Source organism: Rhodococcus ruitaii, assembly GCF_055230935.1.
Window position 1 is genome coordinate 122,083 of the sequence record NZ_JBUYWC010000008.1, and the last position, 17,573, is coordinate 139,655.

16 protein-coding genes and 3 tRNA genes are annotated in these 17,573 nt (G+C 65.1%); 7 read left to right on the forward strand and 12 right to left on the reverse strand.

Translation table 11 applies throughout. The annotated features are described in order from the left end of the window. Positions 1-15 precede the first annotated feature (15 nt). The 3 genes from ACZI8W_RS11985 to ACZI8W_RS11995 are packed head-to-tail and all read right to left on the reverse strand — an operon-like array spanning position 16 to position 3,303. Positions 16-1,122: a D-alanine--D-alanine ligase family protein gene (locus ACZI8W_RS11985; RefSeq protein ID WP_463368719.1), complete on the reverse strand. Its 1,107-nt coding sequence runs from the start codon at positions 1,120-1,122 to the stop codon at positions 16-18. 53 nt (positions 1,123-1,175) lie between these two features. Further along, positions 1,176-2,300, reverse strand: a complete 1,125-nt coding sequence (locus tag ACZI8W_RS11990; protein WP_463368720.1) for a cystathionine gamma-lyase — start codon at positions 2,298-2,300, stop codon at positions 1,176-1,178. Between the two features lie 4 nt (positions 2,301-2,304). Continuing rightward, entirely contained in the window at positions 2,305-3,303 is a 999-nt protein-coding gene (locus ACZI8W_RS11995; protein WP_463368721.1) for an NAD(P)H-dependent glycerol-3-phosphate dehydrogenase, read from the reverse strand. A 214-nt stretch (positions 3,304-3,517) separates the two neighbouring features. Here ACZI8W_RS11995 and cofC point away from each other — a divergent pair, with 214 nt between their 5' ends. Genes cofC through ACZI8W_RS12010 form a run of 3 tightly spaced genes read left to right on the forward strand, consistent with a single transcriptional unit; the run spans position 3,518 to position 7,417 of the window. Next, complete coding sequence (gene cofC / locus ACZI8W_RS12000) at positions 3,518-4,189, forward strand: 2-phospho-L-lactate guanylyltransferase (protein WP_463368722.1); 672 nt, start codon at positions 3,518-3,520, stop codon at positions 4,187-4,189. A 37-nt stretch (positions 4,190-4,226) separates the two neighbouring features. After that, on the forward strand, positions 4,227-6,419 hold the full coding sequence (locus ACZI8W_RS12005; protein WP_463368723.1) for an RNA degradosome polyphosphate kinase: 2,193 nt from the start codon (positions 4,227-4,229) through the stop codon (positions 6,417-6,419). Positions 6,420-6,430: 11 nt separating this feature from the next. Continuing rightward, positions 6,431-7,417 (forward strand): NUDIX hydrolase, encoded by a 987-nt coding sequence (locus tag ACZI8W_RS12010; protein ID WP_463368724.1) that lies wholly within the window; start codon positions 6,431-6,433, stop codon positions 7,415-7,417. A gap of 133 nt (positions 7,418-7,550) precedes the next feature. Here ACZI8W_RS12010 and ACZI8W_RS12015 read toward each other — a convergent pair whose 3' ends face one another. The 3 genes from ACZI8W_RS12015 to leuC all read right to left on the reverse strand — a co-directional run bounded on the left by ACZI8W_RS12015 (position 7,551) and on the right by leuC (position 10,471). Further along, positions 7,551-8,261, reverse strand: a complete 711-nt coding sequence (locus ACZI8W_RS12015) for an HU family DNA-binding protein (RefSeq protein WP_463368725.1) — start codon at positions 8,259-8,261, stop codon at positions 7,551-7,553. Positions 8,262-8,431: 170 nt separating this feature from the next. Further along, positions 8,432-9,028, reverse strand: coding sequence for a 3-isopropylmalate dehydratase small subunit (gene leuD, locus ACZI8W_RS12020; RefSeq protein ID WP_463368726.1), 597 nt, complete (start codon positions 9,026-9,028; stop codon positions 8,432-8,434). Between the two features lie 24 nt (positions 9,029-9,052). Next, positions 9,053-10,471: a 3-isopropylmalate dehydratase large subunit gene (gene leuC / locus ACZI8W_RS12025; protein WP_463368727.1), complete on the reverse strand. Its 1,419-nt coding sequence runs from the start codon at positions 10,469-10,471 to the stop codon at positions 9,053-9,055. 129 nt (positions 10,472-10,600) lie between these two features. Here leuC and ACZI8W_RS12030 point away from each other — a divergent pair, with 129 nt between their 5' ends. The 3 genes from ACZI8W_RS12030 to ACZI8W_RS12040 all read left to right on the forward strand — a co-directional run bounded on the left by ACZI8W_RS12030 (position 10,601) and on the right by ACZI8W_RS12040 (position 12,129). Further along, complete coding sequence (locus tag ACZI8W_RS12030) at positions 10,601-11,302, forward strand: IclR family transcriptional regulator (protein ID WP_463368728.1); 702 nt, start codon at positions 10,601-10,603, stop codon at positions 11,300-11,302. A gap of 79 nt (positions 11,303-11,381) precedes the next feature. Continuing rightward, complete coding sequence (locus tag ACZI8W_RS12035) at positions 11,382-11,894, forward strand: pyridoxamine 5'-phosphate oxidase family protein (protein ID WP_463368729.1); 513 nt, start codon at positions 11,382-11,384, stop codon at positions 11,892-11,894. A 67-nt stretch (positions 11,895-11,961) separates the two neighbouring features. After that, positions 11,962-12,129, forward strand: a complete 168-nt coding sequence (locus ACZI8W_RS12040) for a DUF5302 domain-containing protein (protein ID WP_463368730.1) — start codon at positions 11,962-11,964, stop codon at positions 12,127-12,129. Between the two features lie 51 nt (positions 12,130-12,180). Here ACZI8W_RS12040 and ACZI8W_RS12045 read toward each other — a convergent pair. The 5 genes from ACZI8W_RS12045 to ACZI8W_RS12065 all read right to left on the reverse strand — a co-directional run bounded on the left by ACZI8W_RS12045 (position 12,181) and on the right by ACZI8W_RS12065 (position 15,171). Next, positions 12,181-12,253: transfer RNA gene (locus ACZI8W_RS12045), tRNA-Glu, on the reverse strand. 88 nt (positions 12,254-12,341) lie between these two features. Further along, positions 12,342-12,417, reverse strand: a tRNA-Glu gene (locus tag ACZI8W_RS12050). 85 nt (positions 12,418-12,502) lie between these two features. Further along, a tRNA-Gln gene (locus ACZI8W_RS12055) sits at positions 12,503-12,574 on the reverse strand. A gap of 264 nt (positions 12,575-12,838) precedes the next feature. Then, entirely contained in the window at positions 12,839-14,311 is a 1,473-nt protein-coding gene (gltX, locus tag ACZI8W_RS12060; protein WP_463368731.1) for a glutamate--tRNA ligase, read from the reverse strand. An 83-nt stretch (positions 14,312-14,394) separates the two neighbouring features. Next, complete coding sequence (locus ACZI8W_RS12065) at positions 14,395-15,171, reverse strand: fumarylacetoacetate hydrolase family protein (protein WP_463368732.1); 777 nt, start codon at positions 15,169-15,171, stop codon at positions 14,395-14,397. 110 nt (positions 15,172-15,281) lie between these two features. Between ACZI8W_RS12065 and ACZI8W_RS12070 the strand changes: the two genes are divergently transcribed. After that, on the forward strand, positions 15,282-16,457 hold the full coding sequence (locus ACZI8W_RS12070; protein ID WP_463368733.1) for an MFS transporter: 1,176 nt from the start codon (positions 15,282-15,284) through the stop codon (positions 16,455-16,457). Positions 16,458-16,506: 49 nt separating this feature from the next. On the opposite strand, the gene ACZI8W_RS12075 is transcribed toward ACZI8W_RS12070, so the two are convergent. After that, a complete protein-coding gene (locus ACZI8W_RS12075; RefSeq protein WP_463368734.1) occupies positions 16,507-17,517 on the reverse strand; it encodes a 3-isopropylmalate dehydrogenase in 1,011 nt (336 codons plus the stop codon). Positions 17,518-17,573: the final 56 nt, after the last annotated feature.

Genomic DNA, 17,573 nt, shown 5'->3' on the forward strand with positions numbered 1-17,573 from the left:
TCGGCTGGAAGGGCTTCAGCGCAGCCCGGCGCCCCGCGCAAGTGCGGTACGGATCAGGGTGGATACGAGTTCGCGGTTGTCGATGCCGGCGGCCTCCCACATGCGCGGATACATCGAGATCGAGGTGAACCCGGGCATCGTGTTGATTTCGTTGATCACCGGACCGTTCTCGGTGATGAAGAAATCCACCCGGGAGAGTCCCTGGCAGTCGAGTGCGCGGAATGCGCGTACCGCCAGGTCGCGGATCTCGTCCGAGACGTCGTCGTCGAGCTTGGCAGGGACGTCGAACTCGCACACATCGTCGAGATACTTGGTGTCGAAGTCGTAGAACGCATCATGATTGCCCGAGGAATCGGGCATGCGGATCTCGGCGACGACGCTGGCACGCACGTCGCCGTCCGGAAACTCGAGGACGCCGCATTCGACCTCGCGGCCGACGATCGCCGATTCGACGATGACCTTCGGATCGTGCCGGCGTGCCTTGTCCACGGCGGCGTCGAACGACGCCCATTCGGCGACGCGGCTGATGCCGATCGAGGATCCGCCGCGGGCGGGCTTGACGAACACAGGAAGACCCAGACGGTCCTTCTGGTCGTCGGTGAGCGTAGCGACGCCGGGGCGGAGCACGATCTGGAAACCGACCGGCAGGCCTTCGGCGGCGAGCAGCTTCTTGGTGAATTCCTTGTCCATACCGGCGGCACTCGCGAGTACGCCCGGCCCCACATAGGGAATTCCCGCGAGCTCGAGCAGCCCCTGGAGGGTGCCGTCCTCACCGTTGGCGCCGTGCAGCACGGGAAAGACGACGTCGACCGACGCGAAGACCTTGCCGAAGTCGCCCTCGTCGAGCGCGACGAGGTCGCCGTTTCGCGTCGGGTCGGCGGTGAGCACCAGCGCAGACCCGGTGGTGTCCACGACGGGTAGTTCACGCCCGGCCATGGCGAGTTTTTCGGGATCCGCGCTTGCGAGTACCCAGGAGCCATCCACGGTGATCCCGACCGGGACGGCTTCGAAGAGGTCGGCGTCCAGGTTGCGCAGGACGCTGCCGGCCGAGACACAGGAGACGGAATGTTCGTTGCTGCGGCCGCCGAACACGACAGCCACCCGAGTGCGGGGGTTACTCACGGCACACACCGTACCGTTAACGGCGGCCTTCACCCCAGCCGGTTTCCCGTCGTTCACAGGGTGCGCAGCGCCGCATCGAGATCGGCAAGTAGATCGCCGGTGTCTTCGATACCGCACGACAGGCGTACGAACCCCGGAGCCACCGGATCACCCCAACGAGCGCGCCGATCGGCGGTTGTGTGAATCCCACCGAAGCTGGTTGCAGAGACGACCAGTTGTGATGAGCGCACGAAGCGGTGGAAGGCCTCGGCGTTCTCGAGCTGGAAGGTGACCAGTGGTCCGAACCTGCGCATCTGTGCCGCCGCGACACGATGCGCCGGGTCCGTCGGCAGACCTGGATACCGCACGCCCGCCGCCGCAGGATGCGCTACCAGCATCTGCGCGATCTCCTGCGCGTTCGCACACTGTCGCTCGAAGCGCAGACCTGCCGTACCCAGACTCCGATGGGCGAGCCAGGTCTCGAACGGGCCCAGCACGGTCCCCGACAACAACCGCTCACGATCGAGTTGTGGAAGTAGCGCGTCGTCGCGTACGGCGATGTATCCGAACAGCAGATCACTGTGCCCGCTGAGCGATTTGGTACCGCTGGCCACCACGACGTCGGCTCCCGTGCAGAGCGGCTGTTGACCGAGGGGCGTGGCGGTGGTGTTGTCGACCAGCAGGAGCGCACCTGCCGCGCGACAGGTCGCTGCGGTTGCCGCAAGATCCACCGTGTCGAGGCCCGGATTCGACGGACTCTCGACGAGGACCACGGCACCCTCGGACGCGTCGGCGAGCACGGTGCCGAGCGTGCCGTCGCCGAACTCGGACACGGAAAGCTCGTGAACCACCGCACCGAACGGTTCGAGGCAGTCACGCACATACGCACGCACCTGGTAGTACCCGTCCGACGGGACCACGACGACCCCGCCGGGGCGGGCGAACGCACGGAGCGCGACGGTGATCGCGGACATTCCGGAGCCCACGACGCGAGCTGCGGACGCGTCTTCGAGGGTAGCGAGGGCCCGTTCGAGGGTGCGCCATCCGGGGTTCGACGCACGTGCGTAGGTATCCGACTCGGTGAGTTCGTCCTCACCGAGTCGATACGGCGCCGCGAACACCGGCCCCGGCTGCAGTGGATCTCCGGGGGCACCGTCCACAGCAACGGCTTCAACACACCGGGTCGAATCTCCGAGCATCACATCACTCCGGTTTCACACGTCGCCCGAGCAGCAATTCGATCGCGTCCTGAACCGACGTGCCCTCATGGCAGACGCGATGCACCGCATCCGTGAGGGGCATCTCGACGTCGTAACTGGCGGCGAGTTCCCGCACCGACGTGCAGGATTTGACTCCTTCGGCCACCTGACCGTGTGTGGCCTCCTGTGCGCTCTCGAGCGTCCCCCCTCGACCGAGACGTTCGCCGAAAGTCCGATTGCGCGACAGCGGAGACGTGCACGTGGCGACGAGATCGCCCACCCCCGCCAAACCTGCCAGGGTTGCGGGCTTGGCCCCGAGCGCGGTTCCGAGCCGGATGATCTCGGCGAGACCACGGGTGATGATGCTCGCCACGGTATTGTCCCCGAGACCGACCCCGGCGGCCATGCCGCACGCGAGCGCAATGACGTTCTTGCACGCTCCACCGATTTCACACCCGATGACATCGGTGTTCGTATATGGTCTGAAATACCCTGTGGCACAAGCTTTCTGAATCTGTATTGCGCGGGTCGACTCGGGGCAGGCGATCACCGTGGCAGCGGGCTGACGTGCGGCGATCTCGCGTGCGAGGTTCGGTCCGGACAACACCGCGATCCGATTCCGGTCCGCTCCCGTGACCTGACCGACCACCTGACTCATTCGCATCAGGGTGCCGCTCTCGATTCCTTTCGCGAGACTGAGCAGAGTCGCGTCGGCGGCGATGTCGTCACGCCATTGCTCGAGATTGACTCGAAGCGTCTGGGACGGCACCGCGAGAACGACGAAGTCGGCGCCGTCGAGTGCCACCCGGTGATCGGAGGTTGCCGACAGGGTGGCCGGCAGAGCGGCACCGGGAAGATAGTCCGGGTTCTCGTGCCGTTCACGAATGGAACGCGCAACCTCCTCCCGGCGCGCCCATACGGTCACGTCGGTCCCTGCCTCCGCGAGAACTTTCGCAAATGCAGTCCCCCATGAACCCGCCCCCAGAATCGCCGCTTTCGTCACCCGGTCTCCCTACTACTCGTCTCACCGCACTGTCGTCTCATCACATCGCGCGTCTCATCACATCGCGCGTCTCATCACATCGCGCGTCTCACCATCGCGGCATCGCCGGATGCATTCCACCACGGGCGCATCCAGTATCGCCCAAACCCGACGTGCGCACCGCGAGACGGACGCCGGAAATGCATCCGGTCGTGGAACTGGCAGAATCGCGAAGATGACCGCTGTGCACGTGCTTGTCCCCGTCAAGGCATTGAGCCTGGCGAAGACGCGGCTCGCGCACGTCCTCGAACCGTCCGCACGATCCGACCTGGTCGTCGCGATGCTCGTCGACACCCTCACCGCAGCTCTGGAACTGCCGGGTTCGGTCGCCACCGTGGTGACGTCGGATCGTATTGCATCCGAGGTCGCGCGCACCCTCGGCGCCCGAGTATTGCCCGACCCCGCGCATCGTGGCGAGTCCGATCCCCTCAACGCAGCGCTGGAGGTGGCCGCGGCGCACATTCGCGCCCAATCACCAGGCACCGATCTCGTGGCACTCCAGGCGGACCTTCCGGCGTTGCGCTCATCGGAACTCGAAGTCGCGCTCACCCGAGCGCGACTGTCCGGCAGAGCGATCGTTGCGGACCACACGGGCAGTGGAACCGCGGCCCTGTTCCAGTGCGTGCCGGATCGTCCGCTCGAGCCGATGTTCGGTGTCGACTCCGCGCGACGGCACGTCCGATCGGGCGCGAGGGCACTGACGGAGCCGCTGGAGGGGCTCCGCTTGGATGTCGACACCATCGAGGATCTCGAGGCGGCCGTCCGACTCGGCACCGGTACCGCCACGAGCCGAGTCCTCGACCGGATCGGATTCGCGCTTCCGGAACGATCGCCGGGCATCCGCTGACTCACGCGTCCGTAGAAGTTCCTGCAACAATGAGGTGGTGACCCCCGGCGATACCACCGACTCGAATGTCGGAACCGAAGATGCAGTCCCCGCCCGCGCCCTCTCCCGATCGGTGCGAGGCACCACTACGCCCGCTGCCCCGCCGGCCGCAGCCGAGCATCGTGTCCCGGGGGCGGATGCGCTCCCGGCCGATCGGTATCTCAACCGGGAACTGAGCTGGCTCGATTTCAACGCGCGTGTGCTCGCGCTCGCCGAGGACAAGTCGATCCCGCTTCTCGAGCGAGCGAAGTTCCTGGCGATCTTCGCATCCAATCTCGACGAGTTCTACATGGTCCGCGTCGCCGGCCTCAAACGCCGCGCGGAAACAGGACTGTCGGTGCGGTCTGCCGACGGCCTGTCACCGAGAGCCCAACTCGCACTCATAGCGTCGAGCACACAGGAACTCGCCGGCCGACAGGCCCAGGCCTTTCTCGAGTCGGTGCTTCCGGCTCTTGCCGCTGAAGGTATCTCGATCATTCGCTGGTCCGATCTGGATGAGCCCCAGAAGACGCGGTTGACCCGATATTTCGCCGAGCAGATCTTCCCCGTGCTCACTCCGCTCGCCGTGGATCCCGCCCATCCGTTCCCGTACATCAGTGGGTTGAGCCTCAATCTGGCTGTCACCGTGAAGGATCTGAATTCGGCGGGCGAACATTTCGCACGCGTGAAGGTTCCCGACAACGTCGACCGGTATGTCCGGGTCGACCAGGTCGACGCGTCACACGAGATTCCGGCGTTCCTTCCTCTCGAAGAGCTGATCGCTGCGCACCTGGACGTTCTGTTCCCGGGAATGGAGGTCGTCGAGCATCACGCGTTCCGGGTCACCCGCAATGCGGATTTCGACGTCGAGGAGGACCGCGACGAAGACCTGCTACAGGCACTCGAACGTGAGCTGGCACGCCGCCGCTTCGGGTCTCCTGTGCGTCTCGAGGTCTCCGATGACATGACCGAGCACATGCTCGAATTGCTGTTGCGTGAACTCGATGTCGATCCGTCCGATGTGGTGCAACTGCCCGGTCTGCTCGATCTGTCCAGTCTCTGGCAAGTGCACGCTGTGGACCGCCCGGACCTCAAGGATGCTCCGTTCGTTCCTGCCACGCACCCGGCATTCGGCGAACGCGAGACCCCGAAGAGCGTGTTCTCCACGCTGCGGGAGGGCGACGTGCTCGTTCATCATCCGTACGAATCGTTCTCGACGAGCGTGCAGCGTTTCATCGAGCAGGCGGCGGCAGACGGCCAGGTGCTGGCGATCAAGCAGACGTTGTATCGCACCTCCGGCGACTCCCCCATCGTCAATGCGCTCATCGCCGCCGCAGAGGCGGGCAAGCAGGTGGTCGCGCTCGTCGAGATCAAGGCGAGGTTCGACGAGCAGGCGAACATCCAGTGGGCTCGCAAGCTCGAACAGGCCGGCGTTCACGTGGTGTACGGACTCGTGGGGCTCAAGACCCACTGCAAGACCTCGCTCGTGGTTCGCCGTGAGGGATCGACGATCCGGCGCTACTGCCACATCGGTACCGGAAACTACAATCCGAAGACGGCCCGACTGTACGAGGATGTGGGTCTGCTCACGTGCTCACCCGAGATCGGCTCCGACCTGACCGATCTGTTCAATACTCTCACCGGTTACTCCCGAAAGGCGCAGTACCGCAATCTCCTTGTGGCCCCGCACGGAGTACGCAAGGGCATCATCGAACGCATCGAGCGCGAGATCGAGCATCATGCGACGGGTAAGCCCACCGGGATCCGCCTCAAGGCCAATGCGCTCGTCGACGAACAGGTCATCGACGCCTTGTACCGTGCGTCCCGTGCCGGTGTCTCCGTGGAGATCGTCGTTCGCGGCATTTGTGCGCTCGAGCCGGGTGTGCCGGGGCTGAGCGAGAACATCACGGTGCGATCGATTCTGGGACGATTCCTCGAGCACTCCCGCATCCTCCATTTCCGTGGCAGTAACGAATTCTGGATCGGCAGCGCCGACATGATGCATCGCAATCTCGATCGCCGCGTCGAAGTGATGGTCCAGGTGAAGGATCCCCAGCTGTGCGTGCAGCTGGGCCAGATCTTCGACTCCGCGCTGGACCCCGCAACCCGATGCTGGACCTTGGAATCCGATGGCGCCTGGTCCGCGAGCCCTGCGCCGGGTACCGCCGCACGCGATCATCAGGTCGAGCTCATGCGGATTCGCGCCTCATGAACGGAGGACAGGTGACCACGACACCGGATCAATCGTCACCCGACGACATCTTCGCGGCGGGGACGGTGCTCTGGAGGCCGCGTGAAGGTGGCCTCGACATTGCCTTGGTCCACCGGCCGAGGTACGACGATTGGACTCTCCCGAAGGGGAAGCTCGATCCCGGGGAAACGGCAATCATTGCGGCGCTCCGGGAAACCGCGGAGGAAACCGGATTCCGGGCTGTCCTGGGGCGTAGTCTCGGAAGAGTCAGCTATCCCATGCCGGCGACCGGGGCGAGCGAAGCGACGGGAAGTGGGGCCGGGGCGAGCGAAGCGACGGGAAGTGGGGCGCGCCGGCGCAAGCAGGTGGATTACTGGTCGGCGCGGTGTGTGTCCGGCGAGTTCGTGGCGAACGACGAAGTGGACGCTCTTCGGTGGGTTTCGCCCGACGCTGCCTTCGAAGAACTGTCGTATTCGATCGACCACATGGTGTTGCGCCGGTTCCTGGAGTTGCCGGCCGATACGCGGACGGTGCTCGTGGTGCGCCATGCGAAGGCGGGGAGTCGTAAGAACTACGATGGTGACGACCGGGCGCGCCCACTCGAGGAGAAGGGGGTGAGACAGGCTGCGGCGCTGGTGCCGCAACTGTCGGCGTTCGGAGCCGACGCCCTCTTTTCAGCCGACCGCGCACGCTGCATCGAGACGATCGAACCGCTCGCCGATCTTCTCGACGTCGATATCGCTCTGGAACCGTCACTGTCGGAAGAAGACTACACAGCGGATCCTGCGCTGGCCCACAAACGGATCGCGGATGTCATCGAGAACGGGTCTGTTCCCGTCCTGTGCAGCCAGGGGGGAGTGATTCCGAATCTCCTCCAGTGGTGGTCGGACCAGTCGGGTTTCGACCTCCCTGTCGGCCGCACTCGTAAAGCGAGCACGTGGGTCCTGTCGTTCTCGGGCGGGCGGCTGGTCGCGGCCGACTATCTGGACTCGCCGCTGGCCTCCGACGACCACTCCTGAGCACGACAGGGTTTCGGGTGCTCAGGCACCCGTTCCGCACCTCCATCGGATACACCTTCGGCGGCGACCGGAATTCCGGTAGCCGCCGAAGTGCTTGGCCGAAGTGCACGGCCGATCGGGTCGCGAACCGGGCCTACTTCTTGGCCGCGGTCTTGCGAGCCGTGGTCTTCTTGGCCGGAGCCTTCTTGGCCGCGGTGGTCTTCTTGGCCGCGGTGGTCTTCTTGGCCGCGGTGGTCTTCTTGGCCGCCGCGGTGGTCTTCTTGGCTGCCGTCGTGGTCTTGGCCGGAGCCTTCTTGGCCGCGGTGGTCTTCTTGGCCGCCGCGGTGGTCTTCTTGGCCGCCGCGGTGGTCTTCTTGGCTGCCGCCGTGGTCTTGGCCGGAGCCTTCTTGGCCGCCGTGGTCTTGGCCGCGGTGGTCTTCTTGGCCGCGGTGGTCTTGGCCGGAGCCTTCTTGGCCGCGGTGGTCTTCTTGGCCGCGGCCTTCTTCGCAGCCTTCTTGGCGGCAGCAGACTTCTTCACTGCCGCAGCGGCACCACGCTTGACTGCGGGGCCACTCGCCGGGAGCTTCTGTGTGCCGGCGATGACCGCCTTGAACTGAGCACCCGGACGGAACGCAGGAACCGACGTCGGCTTGACCTTGACGGTCTCACCCGTACGCGGGTTGCGAGCAACACGAGCCGCGCGACGACGCTGCTCGAACACACCGAAACCGGTGATGGTGACGCTGTTACCGGCATGCACCGCACGAACGATCGCGTCGACGATGTGCTCGACAGCGTCCGTCGCGGTGCGCCTGTCCGAACCGAGCTTCTCGGTCAGAACGTCGATCAATTCTGCCTTGTTCATTGATTTCCTCCGCATATCACGGTCCACCGTCAGACCGACTCGAGTCCACGGTAGCCCCGCAAACGGTCAAGAGTCTATGTGCCACGCCAATTCTCATGCAAATACACGGGCAGGCCCGAGCCGGCGACCGTGTCGGCTCGGGCCTGTCGGGCGGTGTCGGAGGGTCTGTGTCAGGGCGCCGGGAGGGTGTGCGGTTTCCAAGAAGGCCTTGTCTTTTCGTACTCGGAAATCGCTTCTACCTGGCGTAATGTCAGCCCGATGTCGTCGAGGCCCTCCATCAGACGCCACCGCGTGTAGTCGTCAATGGTGAACGGCACCACGGTTGTTCCGGCGGTCACAGTGCAGCTTTCCAAACTCACCTCGAGTTCGAGACCCGGCTGCTGCTCGATGAGTTTCCACAGCAGTTCGACATCGTCCTGGCCGACCTGAGCGGCGAGCAATCCGGCCTTTCCGGCGTTGCCGCGGAAGATATCGGCGAATCGCGATGAGATCACCACCCGGAAGCCATAGTCGGACAGGGCCCAAACGGCGTGCTCTCGAGAGGATCCCGTTCCGAAATCGGGACCGGCAACGAGTACGCTTCCGCGCTCGAACGGTGGTGTATTGAGAATGAACGCCGGGTCGGTGCGCCATCCGGCGAACAGTCCGTCCTCGAATCCTGTGCGGGTGACCCGCTTCAGGTACACCGCGGGAATGATCTGATCGGTATCGACATTGGACCGGCGTAGAGGGACGCCGATGCCCTTGTGCGTGGTGAAGGCTTCCATCGAATTCTCTCCTCGTCCCGTGCTCTAGTCCAGATCCGCCGGGGCGGACAGTGTGCCGCGAACGGCGGTGGCGGCTGCCACAACCGGGGACACGAGGTGCGTTCGCCCACCCTTACCCTGGCGGCCTTCGAAATTGCGATTCGACGTCGAAGCGGAACGCTCGCCCGGCGCAAGCTGATCGGGGTTCATCCCGAGGCACATCGAGCACCCCGCCTGACGCCATTCCGCGCCCGCAGCAACAAAGATCTCGCCGAGACCTTCGGACTCGGCCTGAGCACGAACACGCATCGATCCGGGAACGACGAGCATCCGAACACCCTCGGCTATCTTGCGGCCCTTCAGAACGTCGGCGACCGCCCGCATGTCCTCGATGCGGCCGTTGGTGCAGGATCCGACGAAGACGGTGTCGACCCTGATCTCACGCAAGGGCATACCCGGCTCGAGGTCCATGTAGCGCACGGCCTTTTCGGCTGCGACGCGCTCCGTCTCGTCGGCGATCTCGTCCGGGATCGGCACGGACGCGCCGAGCGGGAGCCCCTGGCCCGGATTGGTTCCCCACGTGACGAACGGAGTCAGTGCACCGGCATCGATGTGGACCTCGGCGTCGAAAACTGCGTCCTCATCGGTCTTCAGTTGCTCCCACGCGGCTACAGCGGCGTCCCAGTCAGCGCCCTGCGGTGCGTGGGGGCGTCCCTTCAGGAACTCGTAGGTGATCTCGTCAGGTGCGATCATTCCCGCGCGTGCACCCGCCTCGATCGACATGTTGCAGATCGTCATCCGAGATTCCATCGAGAGCGTGCGGATCGCCTCGCCCCGGTACTCGAGCACGTAGCCCTGTCCGCCGCCGGTACCGATCTGCGCGATGATCGCGAGAATCAAGTCTTTGCTCGTGACACCCGGCGGCAGTTCGCCGTCGACGTTGATCGCCATCGTCTTGAACGGACGCAGCGACAAGGTCTGCGTCGCCAGGACGTGCTCGACTTCGCTGGTGCCGATGCCCATTGCGATAGATCCGAACGCGCCGTGGGTGGCGGTGTGACTGTCGCCGCAGACCACCGTCATACCGGGTTGGGTCAGCCCGAGCTGCGGCCCGACCACGTGCACGATGCCCTGTTCGAGGTCGCCCATCGGATGCAACCGCACACCGAAGTCTTCACAGTTGCGGCGCAGCGTCTCGACCTGTGTACGCGACACCGGATCAGCGATCGGTTTGTCGATGTCGATCGTCGGGACATTGTGATCCTCGGTCGCAATCGTCAAGTCGAGGCGACGCACGCCTCTCCCGGCCAGCCGCAGACCGTCGAATGCCTGCGGACTGGTGACCTCGTGCACGAGATGCAGATCGATGTAGATCAGATCGGGCCGACGGGCCGAACCGTCGCCCTCACCGCGCACGACCACGTGCTCGTCCCACACCTTCTCTGCCAGAGTCTTTCCAGCCATTCTCTCCACCTGTCGTACGTGCCGTACGCGAACCCGGATTTCGGGGCTGTCCGAGTCGCGCCTGGTGCCGCTTCCGTCCCGAATCGGATGCGCTATGCTTCCCACTATGCGAGACGGAGGTATCGACCTATGAGACAGCATAGCGGGATCGGCGTGCTGGACAAAGCTGTGACGGTCCTCCACGCGGTGGCAGAGCAACCATGCAACCTCAACGAATTGTGTGCGCGTACCGGCCTACCACGCGCGACAGCGCACCGCCTCGCCGTCGGACTCGAGGTCCATCGTCTTCTCATGCGCGACGGCGACGGCCAATGGCGACCGGGCCCCGGTCTGGCCGAACTGTCAGCAGGCGCAGGCGATACGCTCATCGAGGCGGCCTCCCTCGTTCTCCCCCGGCTTCGCGAAATCACCGGGGAAAGCGTGCAACTCTACCGCCGGGACGGCACCCAACGCGTCTGCATCGCCGCACTCGAACCGCCGACCGGCCTACGCGACAGCGTTCTCGTCGGCGCCCGACTGCCCATGACAGCCGGATCCGGTGCCAAAGTTCTGCTCGCATGGGCCGATACGGCCACCCAGCGCACCATCCTCGCCGATGCCGCATTCGGGGAACGCGTACTCTCCGAGGTCCGCCGACGCGGTTGGGCGCAGAGCGCGGCCGAACGCGAACCCGGCGTCGCCTCCGTGGCAGCGCCCGTGCGCGACAGCAATGGCGCGGTGGTAGCAGCGATCTCGGTCTCCGGCCCGATCGACCGAATGGGCCGGAGACCGGGCGCACGCTGGGCCGCCGACCTGCTCGCCGCCGCAGACGCACTGCACAAGCGTTTGTAGTCCAGGTAATTCGCGTGCCGACGAGGCACGCGGGCGCGCGTGGTGACATCCCCTCACAGGGTGTGCCACAGTTCTCCGCATGGGAACGAACCGCCGCGCCGAGATCGCGATGACAGAACCGGAAATCAGCGACTTCCTCCACCAGAGCCGCGTTGCCACACTGGCGTCACTGGGACCGCAGGGTACACCGCATCTGGTGGCGATGTGGTACGCCGTGCAGGCCGACGAGATCTGGTTCGAGACGAAGGCGAAATCCCAGAAGGTCCTGAACCTTCGCCGCGACGATCGCATCACGGCACTCGTCGAAGCCGGCGACACATACGATCAGTTGCGCGGCGTCTCGATCGAGGGTCGCGCCGAAATCGTCGAAGATCACGACACCCTGTTCGACGTCTGCCGCGATGTGTGGGAGCGCTATACCGGCCCCTACACAGAGGACATGCATCCCGCGGTGGAACAGATGATGCACAAGAGGGTGGCGGTACGGGTGGTGCCGCAACGCATTCGGTCCTGGGATCACCGCAAACTCGGTTATCCCGCCGTCCCGCTCGGTGGTACGACCGCCGCGTATCTGCCTCGTATCGATCGTTGACGGCAAAATTCACGCGACACGCGCGCCCCTGTCGCGCTACATTCGCCATCAGGAGGGAGGTAGGAAGATGACCGACCCAGCAAAAGAACGCCTCAAGGAGGAGTTCCTCGCGGCACTCGAACGTAAGAAACAGAGCACGAGCGGCGGCACCGCACATCTCGACGCCACGTCGAAAGCGCACGGTCCGCACGCCAATGCAGACCACCACCGCCAATTCCGGCGCAAGAGTGGTTGACCACCAGAAACGAGGAAGACCCTCCGGATTTCCGGAGGGTCTTCCTCGTTGTAGCCCCGATGGGATTCGAACCCACGCTACCGCCGTGAGAGGGCGGCGTCCTAGGCCGCTAGACGACGGGGCCAGGAACTCACCCGGACTCGATCCGCCGTTTCCGATGATCGAACCCTGCAGAAGAAGCACCCCTCCGACCGAAGGTCGGAGGAGATCCATGGTAGCCCCGATGGGATTCGAACCCACGCTACCGCCGTGAGAGGGCGGCGTCCTAGGCCGCTAGACGACGGGGCCAGGATCTTCTTCTGTGTGCGCTTCCCGCGGGAAGCTCAGCCAGCCTAAACCGGCAGAGATACGATAGCAAATCACCGTATCGCAGCTGGGGTACCAGGACTCGAACCTAGAATGGCTGAACCAGAATCAGCTGTGTTGCCAATTACACCATACCCCAATGGTTCGTTCCTTCAGCCTGCACTGCGAGTGCTGCGGCCTCCGTTCCGGACCGAGAAGAAGATTAACACCAACGGGGTGTAGAACTACAAATCGCCTGGTCATAGCCCATAAATTCGCGCAGGCTCCGACACAGACCCCGCAGAGCGGAAAGAACGGACGTCGCCCGCCGTGACGGCGAGCGGCCCGCTTTCAGTCCGATCAGGGCGCAGTCCGATCAGGGCGCAGTCCGATCAGGGCGCAGTCCGATCAGGGCGCAGTCCGATCAGGCGATCGTCGCGCGCGCTGCCCGCAGACGCGCGAGCGACCGCTCGCGACCGAGGAGTTCCATCGACTCGTAGAGCGGTGGGCTCACATGCGAGCCGGTGACGGCGACGCGGACCGGCGCAAACGCCTTCCTCGGCTTGAGGCCGAGATCGTCGATCAGCTTCGCCTTGAGCGCGCCCTCGAGTTCGGGGGTGGTCCACGCATCGAGGTCTTCGACGGCTCCGATCGTCGCGTCGAGTACCGCTGCAGCGTCCTCTTTGAGGTTCTTCGCCGCCGACGCCTCGTCGAGTTCGAAGTCCGCCTCGTCGACGAACAGGAACTTCAGCAGCCCCCATGCGTCGCCGAGGACGACGATGCGGGTCTGGACGAGGTCCGCGGCGGCAGTGAAGAGCTGGTCGTCGACATCCGCGGTGATGTGCCCGTGTTCGACGAGGAATGCCTTCAGACGTGCCGCGAAGTCCGCCGGCTCGAGCAACCGGATGTGCTCGGCATTGATCGCGTCGGCCTTCTTCTGGTCGAAGCGGGCCGGATTCGAGTTGACCTTGGAGATGTCGAAGGCCGCGACCATCTCGCCGAGCGAGAAGACGTCGCGGTCGTCGGCAAGACCCCAGCCGAGGAGCGCGAGGTAGTTGAGCAGGCCCTCGGGTACGAACCCGCGGTCCCGATGCAGAAAAAGATTCGACTCCGGGTCGCGCTTCGACAGCTTCTTGTTGCCCTGCCCCATCACGAACGGAAGATGCCCGAACTCCGGGGTGAACTCGGCCACACCAATACGCTGCAGGGCAGCGTACAACGCCAGCTGACGTGGTGTCGAGGAGAGCAGATCCTCGCCACGCAGCACATGCGTGATCTTCATCAGAGCGTCGTCGACGGGGTTGACGAGCGTGTACAACGGGATGCCGTTGCCTCGGGTGAGCGCGAAGTCGGGTACGGTGCCCGCTTTGAACGTCGTCTCACCGCGGACGAGGTCGTTCCAGGTCAGATCTTCGGCCGGCATCCGGAGTCGCACGACCGGCTTACGACCCTCATCGAGATAGCCCTGGCGCTGCTCTGCACTCAGGTCACGGTCGAAATTGTCGTATCCGAGCTTGGGGTCGCGCCCCGCCGCCCTGTGCCGGTCCTCGACCTCCTCCGGTGTCGAGAACGACTCGTATGCCTCACCTGCTTCGAGAAGCCTCGCAACGACGTCGAGATGCAGATCCCGTCGCTGCGACTGCCGGTAGGGCTCGTAGGGGCCACCCACCTCCGGTCCCTCGTCCCATTCGAGACCGAGCCAACGCAATGCGTCGAGGATGGCCTGGTAGGACTCCTCGCTGTCTCGGGCGGCATCGGTATCTTCGATACGGAAGACGAACGTGCCCCCGTGGTGCCGTGCGAACGCCCAGTTGAACAAGGCAGTACGCACGAGGCCGACATGCGGGGTGCCGGTGGGGGACGGACAGAAACGGACGCGAACTTCGCTGGTGGTCATCGGCTCACTCGGGTCGAGGGACGGAAATCAAGACCCTCCCAGGCTAGTCGCCGAGCCCGCCGGAGCAACGGCGGACCGAGTGCTCACGCCCCCTTCGCGACCACCGGGTTGGTGAGCGTGCCGATCTTCTCGACCGTGACCGAGACAGTGTCGCCGGCTTCGATCGGCCCGACACCTTCCGGGGTACCGGTGAGGATCACATCCCCCGGCAGCAAGGTCATCACTGCCGACACCCATTCCACGAGTGCCGGGATGTCGTGCACCATCATCGAAGTCCGGCTGCGTTGACGGGGCTGCCCGTTGACCTCGGCGGAGATTTCGAGATCGGAGGGGTCGAGCGCGGTTTCGATCCAGGGGCCGAGCGGGCAGAACGTGTCGTGCCCCTTGGCGCGGGCCCATTGACCGTCCTTCGCCTGGTGGTCGCGGGCGGATACGTCGTTGGCGACCGTGTACCCGAGGATCGCTTCCCGAGCCTTGGCCGCAGTAACGTCCTTGCACGGCCGCCCGATGACGACCGCGAGCTCGGCCTCGTGGTGTACCAGCGAGGTGTTCCGCGGAATCACAATGGGTGCGCCGGGGCCGACGATGGATGTATTCGGTTTGAGGAAGATCACCGGTTCGTCGGGCACCTCGTTGCCCGATTCCGCCGCGTGAGCCGCGTAGTTGCGTCCGACGGCGATCACCTTGCTCGCCAGGATCGGCGCGAGCAGCCGGACATCCGCGAGCGGCCAGCTCCGGCCGGTGAAAGTCGGGGTACCGAACGGGTGCTCGGCGATCTCCTTCGCGATCGCGGAATCCCCCTCCCCTTCGATACTGACGAAAGCGACACCGTCCGGACTGGCGATTCGACCAAGGCGCATGCGGGAAGTCTATCGGGCGCCATCCCCTCCGATCGACGCGCGGCCCCCATCGGTATAGAGTTCGTTCACGTTTCAAACTACGGGATATGTTTCTCAGATAGTGAGATAGCATGAATACGCTCACCATCGGGAACCGGCGATGGCTGATCCTGGCGCTGGGCGTCTTCGCTCAGACCGCACAGGCAACGGTGGTCAACGGTGCCGCTTTCCTCATCCCCACCTGGCACGACGACGCCGGGTTCACTCTCGCGCAGGCGGGGACTCTCGCCGCCGCACCGTTGTTCGGCGGCATGTTCACTCTCGTCCTGTGGGGTGCCCTCGCCGATCGCTTCGGCGAACGTCTCGCATTGTCCGCCGGCATGGCGATCACTGCCGCAGCCGTCACCGCAGCGACGTTCGCCACATCACCGGCCGTTCTCGGAGTGCTGCTCATCTTCGCCGGCGCGGGCGCGGTGAGCGCCAATGCGGCGAGTGGACGCGTGGTCGTCGGCTGGTTCCCGATGCATCAACGCGGACTCGCGATGGGCATCCGTCAGATGTCGGTGCCGCTCGGCGTCGCAGCGTCTGCACTCGTCATTCCACTGGTAGCGCGCGATCACGGGATCGCATGGGCACTGGCCTTTCCCGCGATCGTGTGCGGTATCGCCGCTGTTGCGTGCGCCATCGGTATCGTCGACCCGCCCCGACCCGACCGTGCCGAAGCAGCACGCACCGGCGCGCTGACGAACCCGTACCGGACCTCTGCCGCACTCACCCGCATCCATGTCGCGTCGATTCTGCTGGTGATCCCCCAATACGTCGTGTGGACATACGCATTGGTCTGGCTGATCGTCGACCGCGGCTGGGACGAGACCGGCGCCGGGCTGGTCATCACTGTGGCACAGGTTCTCGGTGCGTTGGGCCGGGTCGTCGCGGGAGCGTGGTCGGATCGTGTCGGCAGCCGGCTGGGTCCGCTCCGGATCGTTGCGGTGATCACCGCGGTGTCGATGGTGGCACTCGCGGCGACTTCGCTCGTGGACTCCCCCGTCGCCGTTGTCGTATTGCTGGTGGCATCGGTCGCCTCGTCGAGCCCCAACGGCCTCGCATTCACGGCGGTCGCCGAGATCGCCGGACCGTACTGGGGTGGGCGCGCACTCGGGGTGCAGAACACCGGCCAGTTCGTCTTCGCCGCTGCCGTGGGTCCGGTGTTCGGCACCCTCGTCGCCGCGGTCGGATTCCCCGCAGCATTCGCTCTCTCGGCACTCGCCCCGGCAGCGGCCGTGCCGGTGGTTCCGAAGAAGGAGTGACCCGTGCGTGGTTCCGGTAGCACCCGCTACCGGAACCACGCACCGGCGGCTAGAGCGCGGCGGTGATGCGGTCGCCGATCTCGGTGGTCACGATCGGCGAATCACCGCGGGACGCGAGATCCTCCACGACAGCGGTCTCGACACGCACTGCATCGTCGTCGCGCCCCAGGTGGCGCAGCAACAGTGCGGCAGACAGAATCGCGGCCGTCGGATCGGCGATGCCCTTGCCTGCGATGTCCGGTGCGGAACCGTGGACCGGCTCGAACATCGACGGATTCGTTCCCGACGCATCGATATTGCCGCTCGCCGCCAGCCCGATGCCGCCGGTGACGGCACCGGCAAGGTCGGTGATGATGTCGCCGAACAGGTTGTCGGTGACGACGACGTCGAAGCGCGACGGGTCTTGGACCAGGTAGATGGTTGCCGCGTCGATGTGGCAGTACGCCGTCTCGACCTCGGGAAACTCCTTGCCGACCGTCTCCACCGCACGAGTCCAGATCGCACCGGCGTTGGACAGCACATTGGTCTTGTGGATCAGCGTGAGGTGCTTGCGGCGGGTCTGGGCGAGCTCGAATGCGTACCGCACGACGCGCTCGGCGCCGAACCAGGTGTTGATCGACACTTCGGTCGCGATCTCGTGCGGCGTACCGACACGGATCGCTCCGCCGTTGCCCGTGTACGGGCCTTCGGTGCCCTCGCGCACCACGACGAAGTCGATATCGGGATTCGCCGCAAGCGGAGACGCCGACCCCGGGTACAGCCGCGACGGACGCAGATTGACGTGATGATCGAGCGCGAAACGCATCTTCAGCAGCAGGCCGCGCTCGAGGACACCCGGGGTGACCGACGGATCGCCGATCGCGCCGAGCAGGATCGCATCGTGCTCACGGATCGCCGCAAGGTCGGACTCGAGCAGCAGTTCACCGGTCTCGTTGTACCGGCGCGCACCCAGGTCGTACTCCGTGGTCTCGAGGTCCGGAACGAGTGCGCCGAGGACCTTCAGCGCCTCCGCGGTGACCTCGACGCCGATGCCGTCACCGGCGATGACCGCAAGTTTCATTTCTGTGCTCTCTTCCTGTGTGACAGTGGCCGCGACCCTGCAGACGGTCGCGGCCA